General features: G+C 65.1%; 16 protein-coding genes and 1 pseudogene. 7 read left to right on the top strand and 10 right to left on the bottom strand.

What is annotated here, in order from left to right:
• Positions 1-20: 20 nt before the first annotated feature.
• The 9 genes from KFB96_RS09325 to KFB96_RS09365 form a co-directional block, all read right to left on the bottom strand.
• Complete coding sequence (locus KFB96_RS09325; RefSeq protein ID WP_300971463.1) at positions 21-575, bottom strand: potassium transporter TrkG; 555 nt, start codon at positions 573-575, stop codon at positions 21-23.
• Positions 491-1,453: a potassium transporter TrkG gene (locus KFB96_RS09330; RefSeq protein ID WP_213501900.1), complete on the bottom strand. Its 963-nt coding sequence runs from the start codon at positions 1,451-1,453 to the stop codon at positions 491-493. The genes KFB96_RS09325 and KFB96_RS09330 overlap by 85 nt, the downstream gene beginning before the upstream one ends.
• 3 nt (positions 1,454-1,456) lie before the next feature.
• Positions 1,457-2,422: a ribonucleotide reductase N-terminal alpha domain-containing protein gene (locus tag KFB96_RS26630; RefSeq protein WP_300971464.1), complete on the bottom strand. Its 966-nt coding sequence runs from the start codon at positions 2,420-2,422 to the stop codon at positions 1,457-1,459.
• Positions 2,423-2,979: 557 nt separating this feature from the next.
• Complete coding sequence (locus tag KFB96_RS09340) at positions 2,980-4,164, bottom strand: hypothetical protein (protein WP_213462092.1); 1,185 nt, start codon at positions 4,162-4,164, stop codon at positions 2,980-2,982.
• Between the two features lie 205 nt (positions 4,165-4,369).
• Positions 4,370-4,630 carry a hypothetical protein gene (locus tag KFB96_RS09345; protein ID WP_213462090.1) on the bottom strand — a complete coding sequence of 87 codons (261 nt, stop codon included), beginning with the start codon at positions 4,628-4,630 and terminating at the stop codon, positions 4,370-4,372.
• A 2-nt stretch (positions 4,631-4,632) separates the two neighbouring features.
• Positions 4,633-4,821: a hypothetical protein gene (locus KFB96_RS09350; protein WP_213462088.1), complete on the bottom strand. Its 189-nt coding sequence runs from the start codon at positions 4,819-4,821 to the stop codon at positions 4,633-4,635.
• 381 nt (positions 4,822-5,202) lie between these two features.
• Positions 5,203-5,475, bottom strand: coding sequence for an HdeA/HdeB family chaperone (locus KFB96_RS09355; RefSeq protein WP_213462086.1), 273 nt, complete (start codon positions 5,473-5,475; stop codon positions 5,203-5,205).
• On the bottom strand, positions 5,472-5,819 hold the full coding sequence (gene mazF, locus KFB96_RS09360; protein WP_213462084.1) for an endoribonuclease MazF: 348 nt from the start codon (positions 5,817-5,819) through the stop codon (positions 5,472-5,474). Before mazF ends, KFB96_RS09355 begins: the two co-directional genes overlap by 4 nt.
• Entirely contained in the window at positions 5,819-6,061 is a 243-nt protein-coding gene (locus tag KFB96_RS09365; RefSeq protein ID WP_213462082.1) for an AbrB/MazE/SpoVT family DNA-binding domain-containing protein, read from the bottom strand. The genes mazF and KFB96_RS09365 overlap by 1 nt, the downstream gene beginning before the upstream one ends.
• A 515-nt stretch (positions 6,062-6,576) precedes the next feature.
• Here KFB96_RS09365 and KFB96_RS26635 point away from each other — a divergent pair.
• The 4 genes and pseudogenes from KFB96_RS26635 to KFB96_RS09385 all read left to right on the top strand — a co-directional run.
• A pseudogene (locus tag KFB96_RS26635) lies at positions 6,577-7,029 on the top strand (hypothetical protein); the annotation flags it as partial.
• Positions 7,023-7,397 (top strand): hypothetical protein, encoded by a 375-nt coding sequence (locus KFB96_RS09375; protein ID WP_300971467.1) that lies wholly within the window; start codon positions 7,023-7,025, stop codon positions 7,395-7,397. The pseudogene KFB96_RS26635 and the gene KFB96_RS09375, both read left to right, overlap by 7 nt.
• A 44-nt stretch (positions 7,398-7,441) precedes the next feature.
• Positions 7,442-7,654: a hypothetical protein gene (locus KFB96_RS09380; protein ID WP_213462080.1), complete on the top strand. Its 213-nt coding sequence runs from the start codon at positions 7,442-7,444 to the stop codon at positions 7,652-7,654.
• A 1-nt stretch (position 7,655) separates the two neighbouring features.
• On the top strand, positions 7,656-9,509 hold the full coding sequence (locus KFB96_RS09385; protein ID WP_213462078.1) for a long-chain fatty acid--CoA ligase: 1,854 nt from the start codon (positions 7,656-7,658) through the stop codon (positions 9,507-9,509).
• Positions 9,510-9,805: 296 nt separating this feature from the next.
• Here KFB96_RS09385 and galE read toward each other — a convergent pair whose 3' ends face one another.
• Positions 9,806-10,816, bottom strand: a complete 1,011-nt coding sequence (gene galE, locus KFB96_RS09390; protein ID WP_213462076.1) for a UDP-glucose 4-epimerase GalE — start codon at positions 10,814-10,816, stop codon at positions 9,806-9,808.
• An 89-nt stretch (positions 10,817-10,905) separates the two neighbouring features.
• Between galE and KFB96_RS09395 the strand changes: the two genes are divergently transcribed.
• The 3 genes from KFB96_RS09395 (at position 10,906) to KFB96_RS09405 (ending at position 13,791) form a co-directional block, all read left to right on the top strand.
• The gene (locus KFB96_RS09395; RefSeq protein ID WP_213462074.1) at positions 10,906-11,613 is read left to right on the top strand and encodes a TIGR04283 family arsenosugar biosynthesis glycosyltransferase; all 708 of its coding nucleotides are present in this window, start codon (positions 10,906-10,908) and stop codon (positions 11,611-11,613) included.
• 109 nt (positions 11,614-11,722) lie between these two features.
• Positions 11,723-12,010, top strand: a complete 288-nt coding sequence (locus tag KFB96_RS09400; RefSeq protein WP_213462072.1) for a hypothetical protein — start codon at positions 11,723-11,725, stop codon at positions 12,008-12,010.
• 167 nt (positions 12,011-12,177) lie between these two features.
• Positions 12,178-13,791, top strand: coding sequence for a DUF4139 domain-containing protein (locus tag KFB96_RS09405; RefSeq protein WP_366931588.1), 1,614 nt, complete (start codon positions 12,178-12,180; stop codon positions 13,789-13,791).
• Positions 13,792-14,095: the final 304 nt, after the last annotated feature.

Genomic DNA, 14,095 nt, shown 5'->3' on the forward strand with positions numbered 1-14,095 from the left:
CATACCCCGCTGGGCGCGGTTTAAGGCTTGTACCACGTCCCCGGGAACAGCAAGACCAGCAAGGCGACGATCTCCAAGCGCCCGGCCAACATGTTCAGGCTCAGAAGCAGCTTGAGCCCGGGCTCGAGATCGGGTCCGGTGATACCGACGGACAAGCCGACCGTCGCCGTGGCCGAGACCACCTCGAAGAGCGCATCCAGCGCCGGATAGCCGGCGCCAAGAAAGGCCATCCAGGACCCCAGCACCAGCAGCACGAACAGCAGGATCAGCACCAAGGCATGCTCGATCTGGAGGCCGCCGAGGGTCCGGCCGCCGATCGCCGGCTGGATCACGGCATGACGCGGCAATTGAGCGCGCATCACCGCGAGCTGGATCATGCGGATCAGGATCAGCAGGCGCAGGAGCTTGATGCCGCCGGCGGTCGAGCCGACACCCCCGCCGGTGGCCATCGACAAGATCAGGACACCTTTGGCGGCCGGCTCCAGCTCCGTCAGATCCACCGTCGCGAATCCGGTCGTGGTCTGGGCGGAGCCGGCTTGGAGCAGCGCGTCCACCGGCGACAGCCCCCGAGCCACCAAAGCAGAACCGTTACCAGCGCGACGGCGATGATCAGTGCCCGAAGCTCGGGATCGGAGCCCGGGGAGACGGCACCGGACCTCCAGGCCCTGAAATACACAAAGAGCGGCAAGGCGCCGAGCAGCGACACGGCAAAGAGCGCGAAATGAGCGCCTCGCCCGAAGCCGGCCAGACTGTCGGAGACACCGCCGAACCCGCCGGTCGAGATTGCGGCCAGCGTATGGATGAGTGCGTCGAAGGGCGGCAGATCCGTCGCCAGGACCAGCATCAAGCCGGCGACCGTGAGCAGCACATAGATCGTAAAGGCACGCCGGGCGTGGATCCGCGTCCCTAGGGCAAGGCTGTCCTCGTCCGCCCCGGCATCGGCCAGACGACGCATGTCCTCGGTCCGCCCGAAGGCCAGGGCGAGCGACAAGACGACGATGCCCAAGCCGCCGAACCACTGCATCCAAGCGCGCGTGAAGAGGAAGGCATCGGAACGTAGCTCCGGGTTCGCAACCAGACTGAGACCGGTCGTGGTCACGCCCGAGACCGACTCGAACCAGGCATCCAACGGCGACAAACCCTCTACGGTGAGCGGATAGGTCATGAGCGCCGCCGCGACGATGAAGGTCAGCGCCGTGATCACCAGGGCCTCGTTGGCCTGCAGGGGCCGGTCGCTCGGGCGGATCCGAGCACAAGCGCCGAGGGCCATCGCCGGCAGCAGGGCGGCGAGCAGGATGCGCCGCGCCAGCTCCCAGTCGCCGGTCGCCGCCGCGAAGGCCAACGGCACCGCGAAGAGCACCGCCAGAATCAGCGCGATCTGACCCAGATGATGCAGCACCATCGCCGGGCGAACCGGCTGCATCAGCGGCTTGACGGCGGGGTGGAAGGACATGCCTCAGTCCCCTTCCCGCTCCGATCCGCAGCATGGACCCGACTCCTCCGGCGTGCAGGCCTCGAGATCCCGGCTCAGGATCTCGTCGGTCACCGGATTGGGCCTGAAGTTCGTGCAGCCCTTCAGCCCGAGGTCGTAGGCACGACGATAGAGCCGCTCGAACGACGCAAACGGGATCTGCGTCGGCACGTTGATGGTCTTGGAGATGGCGTTGTCGACATGGGGCTGAACGGCCGCCTGCATCGCCAGATGGTCCTCCGGCGCCACCTCGTGCGCGGCGACGAAGGCCGGTGGTCCGGGCTGCCGCCCGAAGCGCTCACGCCAGAGCCTTACAGCATGATCCTCGACCCGATACCGGTCCGATTGACCCGCGCCCGTGCGGACTCGCCGATACTGAACCCGAGAAAAGACTGACATGACGAGCGCATCGGCGTCGCGCTTGGCATCGACGAAGACCTCGATGTCGGGATGGTCGCAGCGCAGCGTCCCCATCATGGCCCCGCGGCGTACCCCGGTCGAGAGCAGTGTCGCGCACATGCTGTCCCACAGGCCCATGAAGGACACCGGCCCCGAGGCCGTGCCCCCGACCCGTTCCCCGCGCAAACCGGCGGGACGCAGCGTGGAAAAGTCGCAGCCCACGCCCCCGCCCTGCTGCATGGCGAGCGCCGCATCCCGCAGCGCCTCGAAGATACCGGCGAGGTCATCCGGGATCGGACCCATGACGAAGCAGCTGAACAAGGTCAGGTCCCGGTCCACGCCGGCCCCGGCGAGGATCCGCCCGCCCGGCAGAAACCCAAAGCCTTTGAGAAGGTCGAGATACCGCGCCGCCCAAAGCGCCCGATCGGCCGGCTCGACCGACGCCAGCGCCCACGCAACCCGGTACCGAGTCGCGTCGAGATCGGCCTCGCCTTCGGCCCGATAGCGGGTCTCCCAGACGAGACGCGAAATTGTCGGCTGCTGGTCGTTCACGCTGGATCCGCCTCGGGTCAGAAACCAGGACCACAAAGGTCCACCCGCGATCCATCGCTGTGGAGCGAGCGACGACGCGGGGCGACCTCGTTCGAATCAAGACTGGCACAGGGATCGGGCCGTGCCTAGCGCCGATTCGCGCCTATGGGGAAACGCGCATCGGAGTGATCCCTGAGGGGAAAACCGCGACGGACAAGCCGGCGAGCCCCCATGCTCTTCTTCACGGCGCGCTGGAACGCATCCTCCGCCGTGCGTCCCGCCGGATGTCCGGTGGGAATCAAATGAGCTGTTTCTGGAGTTCGTATCAATTTTTAGATCACGTCAATATTGACGTGCGTTACTTTTAACGCACTATTATCGCCATCCTGTATCTAAAGAGGCACCAGGGCGATGTCAATTCCCGCCGTGTACGCCCGGTCTCGATCGAGACCGGCGCGGTCGCGTGTGGAGAGCATTCAGGCATAGCTTGCCTCTCGCCGCCGGGCGGCGCTGCTGAACGGTTGGCGTGTGGTGGCCCCTCAAGAGTTGCTTCGAGCACAGTCGTTCACGGCAGACGGCTAGGAGGTGTCGAGCCACAAGGGGATCTGCGGCGGGTGGATAATGGAGCGATAGAGCGCCTCCCAGCTTTGAATCAGGCACAGATCGAAGCGGTTGCGCAGCTTGCGCCACAGCCGGGTCTTGCTCTTGGCGGCCGTCAAGGCGGCTTGGAACAGCCGGCAGCAGCGCTGTTGGATTTGATCGATCAGAAACGCCAGCATCATCAGGTGCATGAGCACGGTGCTGAGATACTGTTTGCCGTGACCGAAGTTGTGCTCGAAGTGATCGCCTTGGTTCTTGAGGGTGTTGAAGGTCTCGTTTTCGATCTTCCAGCGTGCGCGGGCTCCTCGCATCAGGGTCATCAGGTTGCTGTCCTCGACGGGGATGTCGGTCACCCAAGAGAAGTGGGTGACGCTGCCGTCGGGGGCGTGTTCCCAGTACTCGAGGACGTTCACCTCGAGGTCGAAGTTGGCGTCGTTCAACGGCACGCCGTTGAGGTAACGAAAGCGGTGGCGGAATCCCTTCGCGTCGCTGAAGCTCGCCTCGGTGGTGCGCTCGCTGGCCGCCACCCAGTCGAAGAGAAACGTGTGGTCGCTCTGCTTGGCGCCGAGAATAAACCGTAGATCAAGCGCCTGCAGATGGCGAATGTGCGGGCCGTTGGAGGCCAGCGCGTCTTCCACCACGATCAGCTTCAGGTGCGGGTGCTCGCGGCGCAGATCCGTGAGCAGGCGCTTGGCGGCGTTGCGCTCGCAGTCGTTCTTCTTCGCCCCGTCGGGCTTGAGGATCGGCTCGGGGGCGAGCGGGAAGACCTCCGCGCAGTCCGGATGCACCAGCACCGCACCGAGCATCTGATGGTAGTAGGTGGTGGTGCCGTTGCGATGGTGCTTCTCGGCGCACTGCGCGCAGTGGATCGTCTGCGAGGAGAAGTCGCCCGTGCCGTCGATCGAGATCAGGTCATGGTCATCGAGGTCGGCAAACCCCTCGAGCCCCTTGCCGCGCTGCAGCTCGGCGAACAGCGCCTTGTAGAGCGGGCGCAAGTGGCTCGGATCCAGCTCATCGAGGCGCTCGCGAAAGCGCGTGTCGCTCGGGGCGCGCTCCACGCCGTAGCGTGCTTTGAGATTCGCCCGCGTCGTCTCTTCCCGGCAGTCGTTCTCGAACTGCAGCAGCGAGGGATACTTCAGCCCGAACAACGCCAGCCCCGACATCAAGATGATCCACCAGCGCAATCGCGTTGCCGGGCAGATCGGGGATCTTCCCGAACACCCGCCGCGCCGCCTTCAGCAGGCCCTCGGCGCTGAGTTGTTTGCGGACGAAAGGAGCACTCATCGGCATCTGCCTCGCAACCTTAGGCTTGTGCGGCAGTATTCTGATTCCTGAACAAAAGTTTACGAAGAACTTTTTCAGCTCAAGCTAACCTTCTGTTGCAGAAAGGGGAATATTTTTCGGCGGTAATTGCTGATGTCGATCAGACTGGGCAGCAAAGCGGATGGGGAGGCGTTCTTCGATCGCGAGCCTGAGCGGGATGACCTGTGGTGCCATCTGGATGCGCATTCCACGCCATTCGGCCACCTGTTCCACCGACATCCGGCCGGCGATTCCACCGGCATTCGGCCACCCGTTCCACGGCCATTCGGCCGGGGCAGTCGGAGCGAAGCGACGCAGGTGGGTCATTGTTACTCGGCGGGTACGCTCGGCGTCAACATCCGGGCGTGGCGTGGGCTGAGACGCCGTCGGTAGACCGGGGCTTCGCGCATGCCGACCTGCTGCTCCAGGCCAACCTCTGGCTCGGCAACCGCGACCTGGCCCTCCAGGCACTCGATTGCCTGACAATTGAATTGGGCGGCCCCCACCGCGCCCCGCAAACAGGGATCGACAGGTCAAGAGTCCTCGGGTATCGGGAGGAAGAGGTAGCGCCGGAACCGATCGGATTCCTCACCGGCGTCCTGCCCTTCGTATCGGACGGGCGGGGGGCAAACCGGGCCATGTCGGCGAAGTAGAAGCCCCAGCCGCGCGCAAGCCCGTTGATCTGCCAGGGGTGACTACGGCTTCGATTTCAGCAGGTCTGCCGCGGGCTAACCGGGCGTGATCGCCCATCGCTTCAACCGCCGCTTCGACCTTTCGGTGGCTGCGGTCGCCTATGCGCCATGTCGTGGATCCGGCGGGTGGCTTCATGCCAAGGGCGTAGGTTGTGCCGAGCCGTGCGAGACACAACCAACCGTAGGCGCAAGTTGTGCTTCCTATCGTCAGCACAACCTACGGGTATGGAAGTTTGCAGAAATCGCCTTAGCCTCGAGCTTCTTCATCTCCGCCTTGGCCTTCTGCCGGAAGGTCTCCTTGGGTGCCTTCTTGCATTCCTCGACGACGAAGGGGACCACCGTCTCGACGCCCCCGACGTCCACGGCCCCGGCCTCGGCCTCGGGCCTGCCCTTCTCCCCGTAGGCAACTGCCCTGGACACCGCTTCGGGCTGGAAGCTCTCTTCCAAACCGAGGAACTCCTCGCAGGTCATCAGATTCATTGTTGGAGCTCCGAGCCCAACAGGGCCAGGACCTTGGCCCTGACTTCATTCAGCTCGGCGGTGGAGACCCGCCCTTTGTGTTGCGCCCTGCGAGCCACCCAATCGAGACTCTTGACCTGGTCGGCCAAGGCAGCGCCCGGACGATCACCGGCGATCAAGACCTCGAAGGGATAACCCTTGATCTGCGTCGTCATGGGGCAGCACAGCATCAGCCCGGTCTTGCCGTTGTAGGCTGAAGGGCTGACGACCAGCGCCGGGCGGTGACCGGCCTGCTCATGCCCGGCTTGGGGGTTGAAATGGAGCCATACGATGTCGCCGGCCTCGGGCACATAGCGGACGACCATCAAAGGGCTTCCTTGCCGACGGGTCCACCGAAATCGACTTCGGCGTGCAGGTTCGCCGGCGTGATGCCGGCAAGCAGTTGCGCCAGGTCGTATCCCTTTTGGCGGACCGGCTCGATCACGATGCAGCCACCCTCTTCACGGATGTCCACGGTTTCATCCAGCTTGAGATGCGCCGCTTCCATGATGGCGGCAGGTATGCGCACCGAGGCACTGTTGCCCCACTTCTTCACGGTGACACGCATTTTCGACTTCCTCTGTATCTTCAATGTCGATACGTTACGCCACCATCAAGGACGTTACAACATGGCCGGTAGCCCGCCACCTGCCCGCTTCGGGACATCGCAGGACGGCTGCCGCGGCGCGATCGGGGCAGGATCGAGCACATTGTATGGCCCCAACCTTCCCTGAAACATTCCCGGCCCGGAAAGGGTCCGAGTCATTAACTCAGGCGCCCTGCGTTTCTTCAAGCGCAACACGCGTCTCTTCACGCCGCGCGACTTCGACTACTCGCCTTATTTCGACATCATCAAGTATCCCTACCCGGGAATCGACGATATCGGCCTCTATCGCAGCCTGCCTTGGTGCCGGACGCAGGTGCTCTTGAATGACCGCAGCAGGTCCTACCGCGCCGCCGCAAGCGCGGCCTCGACTCCAGACATCGGGGTCGTCTGTCGTGCCGTCTTCAAGGGCCGCCCCACACATCGCGCCCGACGGGACTGTCTATACTCAAGACGAGGGCTAGCGGGCCGATTCGGATCTCGCACGGCTCGGCGCGCTGCGCCCGGTCTTCGACCGACCCACGGGTGCGGTGACCGCCGGCAACAGCGCGCAGGTTACGGACGGCGCCGCGTTGCTCCTGCTGGCCTCCGAGGAGGCGAGGTGCGCCATGAAGATACTCTGGACGATCGAGCAAGACGCCACCGACGGATTCTGCAGGCTCGGGATCGACGACCCGTCGCACGCCGTCAACCTGCTCTCGGTCGCTGCACTGGATGAGTTGGACGCCTGCATCGCCCAAGTCGAGAATGGACTCGAAACCGGCAGCGAGTCGAGACCGCACCCGGATCCGATCAAGGGCCTGATCATCCACTCGCGCAAACCCAAGGGATTCATCGCCGGTGCGTGCGACTCGGGATCTTCCCGGGCTAAGGCGGCACCTGGCGCGCGATCAGGACACTTGGCCCCATCCCGGCCATGCAGGCCATGTTGACCGGAAGAACCTACTCGGCCCGCCAAGCCCAGCGGATGGGTCTGGTCGATCGCGTCCTACCCCGACGTCAGTTGGAGGCAGGCGCTCGCGATCTGCTTCGCACCGCACCCTTACCAAGCCGGGCGAACTTTTCGCAGCGTCTGCCCAATCTCCCTTCGGTGCGTGGGTGGGTCGCGCAACGGATGACCCGCCGAACGGCGTCTAAGGTCAGGCAGGAGCACTACCCGGACCCGGACGGCGAGGGGCTGCGACGCACCGACCTGGTCATCGAAGCGGACAGGGCTTCTATCATTATCAACAGGGAAGCGCGGTACCGCAGCCCGTACCGCGCGGCGAGCGGCCGCCGGCCGATCTCACCGAGCGGCTGATCTTCCGCCTGCTCAACGAGTGTGTCGCCTGTCTGCGCGAAGGCGTGGTCGAGGATCCGGACCTGCTCGACGCCGGGGTCATCTTCGGCACCGGCTTCGCCCCGCACCGCGGCGGCCCGCTTCACGACATCACCCAGGGCGGCTGGGAGCGCATGCGCGAGCGGCTCGCTGCGCTCCAACGCGACCATGGCCGCCACTTCAGACCGGACCGGGGCTGGCAGTTGACCCCGGCCGGGCTCTATCGAGGAGGACACTGACATGTTGCTGTTCGATCAAAGCGCAACGACAGGCGTCTCCACCCGCCTGCTCGATCTCATCTCGGCCGAGGATGCAGGCAGCCTTTGCGGCCTCTTGCTCGAACGTGTCGCGCGCACCCCGGATGCGGTCGCCTACCGTCAGTTCGACGACCGCACGAAGACCTGGATCGAGACCACCTGGCGCGACACCGCCCGGGCGGTCGCCCATTGGCAGGCGGCCTTGGCGCGCGAAGGTCTCTCCCCCGGCGAGCGTGTGGCCGTCATGATGCGCAATCGGCGCGAATGGGTCGCCTTCGACCTGGCCGCGCTCGGTCTTGGCCTGGTCACGGTGCCGCTCTATCCCGACGACCGGGCGGAGGCGGTCCGGCACATCCTGGTCGACGCCGGCGTTCGACTCCTGCTGCTCGAGACCGCCGAGCAACGTGCCAAGTTGTCCGCCATCGATCCGACGCTCGCCGAGCTCAAGCGCCTGCTGGTTCTCGAGCCGGGCGAAGCGGCACTGCCCGAGGGCACCCGCGCCGCGAACGACTGGCTCGACGAGGCGCTGCCCCCTGCCGATCATCGGCCCATCGATCGGGTCGACAACCCCGACGCCTTGGCGACCATCGTCTACACCTCCGGCACGACCGGGCATCCGAAAGGCGTGATGCTCAGCCATCGCAACATCCTCTGGAACGCCGAGGCGTCGCTCAAGCTCATTCCTGCAAGGCCCGAAGACCGCTTCCTCTCCTTCCTGCCGCTCTCCCACACCCTCGAGCGTACCGCCGGCTGCGTCCTGCCGATCATGGCCGGCTGCAGCGTCGCCTTTGCGCGGTCGATCCCGCAATTGGCCGAGGATCTGCTGCAGATCCGACCGACCGTCATGATCGCGGTCCCGCGCATCTTCGAGCGCGTCCATGCAAGGCTGCGCGAACGGCTCGAGGGCGAATCCGCGCTCAAGCGCCGGCTGTTCGAGAAGGCGGTGAGCATCGGCTGGGATCGCTTCGAGCACAGCCAGCGCCGGGCGAGCTGGCACCCGGGCCTGTTGGCGGCCCCGCTGCTCGATCACCTGGTCGGGGCCAAGATCCGCGCGCGCTTCGGCGGACGACTGCGGGTTGCCGTCTGCGGCGGCGCCCCCTTGGCGCCGGACATCGCGCGCGTCTTCATCGCGCTCGGCGTCCCGCTCGTGCAGGGCTATGGACTCACCGAGACCAGCCCGGTCATCAGCGTCAGTCCGCTCGAAGACAACATCCCCGAGAGCGTGGGCCGGCCGTTGCCCGGACTCGAGTACCGCATCGGCGACCTCGACGAGCTGATCGTGCGCTCGCCCGGCGTCATGTCGGGCTACTGGCACCAGCCGCAAGCGACCGCCGAGGTGCTCGATGGCGAGGGTTGGCTCAAGACCGGCGACCAGGTGCGCGTCCAAGACGGCCACATCGTCATCACCGGCCGCATCAAGGACATCCTGGTGCTCGCCAACGGCGAGAAGGTCCCGCCCGCGGATATCGAGATGGCCATCACCGGCGACCCGCTCTTCGAGCAGGTCCTGGTCATCGGCGAGGGACGCCCCTTCCTGAGCGCGCTCGTGGTGCTGAGCCCGGATGTCTACACCGAGGTGGCGAAGGCCGAAGGACTACCGACCGATCCCATGGTCGCCGATGCCGACGGCCGACTCGAGCCCGTTCTGCACAAGCGGATCGAGAGCCGGCTCAACGGCTTCCCCGGTCATGCCAAGATCCGCCGCGTGGCCCTGGCCGCCTGCCCCTGGTCCATCGAGAACGACCGCATGACCCCCACGATGAAACTCAAACGGGCCAAGATCCTGGCCGATTATCGCGAGGCGCTCACCCGGCTGTATGTCGGGCATGAGCATTAATCCTAAACCGCGCCCGCTCCGACAGTCGTCGGAGCGGGCGCGGCCAAACCACTTCAACACATGACGCATACCGCACCAGGCGCGGTTAGACGAACGGGTAGGATGGGTAGAGCATCAGCGAAACCCATCCTCCAAACCGCCGCATTGCCGGATTTCGGTCTGATGCCCTAGGCGCGGGCTGGATGGGTTTCGCTTCGCTCTACCCATCCTACATTTTTCGGCGGTTTTTTATTGTTCCCGACTTCGCCCTACGCCTGCAGGCATGCGCCGTCGGGATACTGTTCCCGGAAATCGTCTTATGCCCCGTCCTTTCGCTCCAAGGCCGGCCCGCGGTGCCAATCCCATGCGGTGCGGATGATCGCGTCGAGGCTCGCGTACGCGGGCACCCAACCCAGCTCGCCGCGGATGCGGCTCGCATCCCCGACCAAGCGCGGCGGATCGCCGGCGCGTCGCGCGCCGTATTCGACGGGGACGGTCAAACCCGTGACCTGCTCGGTGGCGGCGATGACCTCGCGCACCGAGAAGCCCTGACCGTTGCCCAAGTTGTAGATGCGGCTCGACGCCCCGCCGAGCAGTGCATCGAGCGCCCGGAGGTGTGCTTGGGCGAGATCGGCGACATGGATGTAGTCGCGGATGCAGGTTCCGTCCGGCGTGTCGTAGTCGGTGCCGTAGACGGTGAGTCCGGGTCCGGTTCCGGCGGCGGCCGCGATGGCGAGCGGGATCAGGTGGGTCTCCGGATCATGGTCCTCGCCGATCTCGGAGTCCGGGTCCGCGCCGGCGGCGTTGAAATAACGCAGCGCGATCGCACGCAGACCGTAGGCCGTGTCGAAATCCGCGAGCAAGCGCTCGACCATCAGCTTGGATGCGCCGTAGGGGTTGATCGGATTCTGCGGATGATCCTCGGCGATGCGCTCGCTGCGCGGGACGCCATAGGTGGCGCAGGTGCTCGAGAAGACGAGCGGGGCGACGCCGTGATCGCGCATCGCCTCGAGCAGCGTCAGGGTCCCGGCGACATTGTTGCGGTAGTACTTGCCGGGGTCCTTGACGGATTCGCCGACGTAACAAAATGCGGCGAAGTGCATCACCGCGGCGGGTCGATGGCTCTCGAATACCGCATCCAGACGCGCGCGGTCCTGGATGTCGCCCTCTTCGAGAGGCCCCCAACGCACCGCCCGGCGATGGCCATAGACGAGATTGTCGTAGACGATGGGCCGATAACCGGCTTGGTGCAGAAGCTTGCAGGCGTGGCTGCCGATATAGCCTGCACCGCCGGTGACGAGAACGGGTGTTCCTGATGCGTCTTTCATCGTATTCCCTGTGATGTCATGGCCATGGCGGAGGCTAGCATGAACCCTCAGCCGACACAGCCGAGTGAAAGTACCGAGGCGTTTACCGAATGATACGCAAACAGTCGAACATCTCCGTCATAATTCCGACCCTCAACGAGGCGAAGGGCATCGTCTCGCTCCTCGCGACACTCGCGCCGGTCCGCACGGCCGGCGGCGAGATCCTGATCGTCGACGGGGACAGTCCGGACGGCACGGCCGGTATCGCCGCACCCCATGCGGACCGCGTGATGAGCGCGCCGCGCGGCCGTGCCGCCCAGATGAACGCCGGTGCCGCGGCGGCTCGCGGCGATCTCCTTGTCTTTCTGCACGCGGACACGCGAGCGCCGATCGAGACACTGCTCCGACTTCCCGATCTACTCGCGCGCAGCGGGCGATCCTGGGGCCGCTTCGACGTGCGGATCGAGGGTCGCCATCCCCTCCTCCCGCTCATCGCCTGGAGCATGAGCCAACGCTCTCGTCTCACGGGCATCGCCACCGGGGACCAGACCATCTTCGTGGCTCGGACGCTGTTCGAGCGCGTCGGCGGTTATCCCGAGATCGCCTTGATGGAGGACATTGCACTCTCGCGTCGACTCAAGCGCCATGGCCCACCCGTGTGCGTTCGCGATCGCGTCGTCACCGCAGGGCGGCGCTGGGAGAGCAAGGGTGTCGTAAGCACCGTGCTGCTCATGTGGTCGTTGCGACTGGCCTATGCACTCGGCGTCCATCCGGACAGGCTTTCACGCATCTACGGGCATCGCTCTCGGCCGGATTGATCCGACCGAAAGGCCCCGCCTGACGCGGTTGCTTTCGGCACGGCGACGCGGAATACTCCGACCCGCAATCCGTGCATGCCCTGATTAGATCTCGATGGAGGAAACGACAATGATCGACCGCAAAGTTTACATCGAAAAGATGAAGGCCAAGATGGACGAGTGGGACGCGGACCTGGAAAAACTGCAGGCCAAATCCGAGAGTGCCCAGGCCGACATGAAGCTGCACTACGAGGAGCAGATGGAGCGGCTGAAGCAACAACAGGAAGAGGCCCGCGAGATGCTGAGCAAGATGACCGACGCGAGCGAAGCGGCCTGGGAAGATATGCGCAAGGGCATGGAGACCGCTTGGGACGCCACGAGCAAGGCATTCATGGACGCCTTCTCGCGCTTCAAGTAGCCCGAGAGATCGCCTCCGGCGGCCTTGTTGGTTTGACCGGCCGGAGGCGACGCCGACGATCGTCGCGAAGCGGCAACTCCCCGGGATCGACGACGTGCAGTCGTCCTCTTCCGCCGACCCGACGTCCAACGGGGTCGGGCTCATCGCGATGACAGCTGAATCGCAGCATGGGCCAGCAAGAGCTTTTCCCCTTCGTCCTGCCGCAGCCGGCCATCGACACGATGGCCGATGTCCCGGGACGCTCCGCGCGGCGGCCAAACGGTCTGAGTCGGCGATTGCCGCCGATCACCGATCACGACGAGCACACCATGCCAACGACACCATCCCCCTTCGGACCCCATCGTTCACCCTCGACCGCGCCCGTACTCGCCGGCATCGCGGCGAGTCTCATGACGTTCGCCACAATCGGAGCCGCCGTGGATCAAGAGCAACGTATCGACGACAACGCCCGAGAGGCGCTCGCCGTCACCATCTACAACGCGGATCTCGCCTTGGTGAAGGACCGCCGCCGCGTCACCCTGGACGCGGCCGAGAACCGTCTCGCATGGCGCAACGTCTCCCAACGCATCCGACCCGAGACCGCTCTGCTTACCGAGACCTCGGGGACACTGTCGGTCGACCTGCTGGAGCAGAACTTCGACTTCGATCTGCTGACCCCCGAAAGCCTGCTCCGGAAATATGTCGGGCGGACCGTGCAGGTGATCCGTACCAACGACGCAGGGGAGCAGGAGATCGAAGACGCCATCGTCCTCGCCGCGAATCCGGCACCGGTCCTGCGCTATGCCGATCGGATCGAGACCGCGGTCGTCGGCCATCTCGCCTTTCCCGACGTGCCGGCGGATCTGCGTGATCAGCCCACACTCGTGCTGCATCTGAATGCCGCGACCGGCGGCGAAGGACTCTTCGAGCTGTCCTATCTGACCGGCGGGCTCGCCTGGAAGGCGGACTATGTCGCCGATCTCTCCGCCGACAGCACGACGATGGACATCAACGGATGGGTCACCCTGACCAACCAGAGCGGCATCGCCTATCGCGGCGCCCAAGTACAGTTGGTGGCAGGCGAGGTCAATCAGGTCGTGGAGGAGATGCCTATGCCCATGATGGCACGCGGCATGGTCATGTCTGCCGATATGGCCATGCCCGAGGAAGAAAGCCTCGCCGAGTACCATCTCTACACCCTGCCCCGCCCCACCGACATCCTCAACAACCAGACCAAGCAGGTCGCGCTGCTGAGCGCACCGCGGGTCCCGGTCACCCGCGAGCTGGTCGTGAGCGGTCAACCCTACGTCTATCAGTCCCGCACCTCCGACGGCTGGACCAAGCTGCCGGTCGCAGCAACCCTGCGTTTCGAAAACAAGGACGGCAGCCTCGGCATCCCGCTTCCGAAAGGGATCATGCGCGTCTATGCCAAGGACAGCCGAGGCAACGCCCAATTCGTCGGCGAAGACGCCGTCGACCATACCCCGAAGAACGAGACCGTCACGCTCAAGCTCGGCGAGAGCTTCGACGTGACCGCACGGCGCCGCCAGACCGAGCTCAAGAAGCTCGCCGGCACCAGCGCCTACGATTACGCCTACGAGACCGCATTCGAGCTGGAGCTTAAGAACGCCAAGGACGCCCCGGTCACAGTCAAGGTCACGGAGCAGATCCCGGGCGACTGGACCATGCAGAAGGAGAGCCAACCGCACACCAAAGAGGCATCGAACCTCGCCTCCTGGACGCTGGAGATCCCCGCCGAGGGCTCGACCATCCTGAGTTGGCGGGTACAGGTCAGGTTCTGAGACCAGGGGCGCGTCCGTTCCTTGTCATGACACCATGCCCGAGCCGCGCCGGACTGCGCCGATGATGCCTCGCCCATAAACCCGGCCAGGTCGCTGATTGGATCTGTAGGGACAAGCGCATCGCAGTCCACAAGCGCCGGCGCAGGGTTCGGTGGACTTCGCTCTCGCTCGTCCACCCTACCGGCCCAGGTCATGAAGAACGCCTGCTTTTTTCTCTCGTCGAACGTTTTCATTACCGCAAGGGCCGAAGGGCCAGCCAGTACCGTGACACCGCTCCGCGGTGTCACGTATGCCCCTTGGCGTT

The organism is Thiocapsa sp. (assembly GCF_018399035.1).
Taxonomy (GTDB): Bacteria; Pseudomonadota; Gammaproteobacteria; order Chromatiales; family Chromatiaceae; genus Thiocapsa.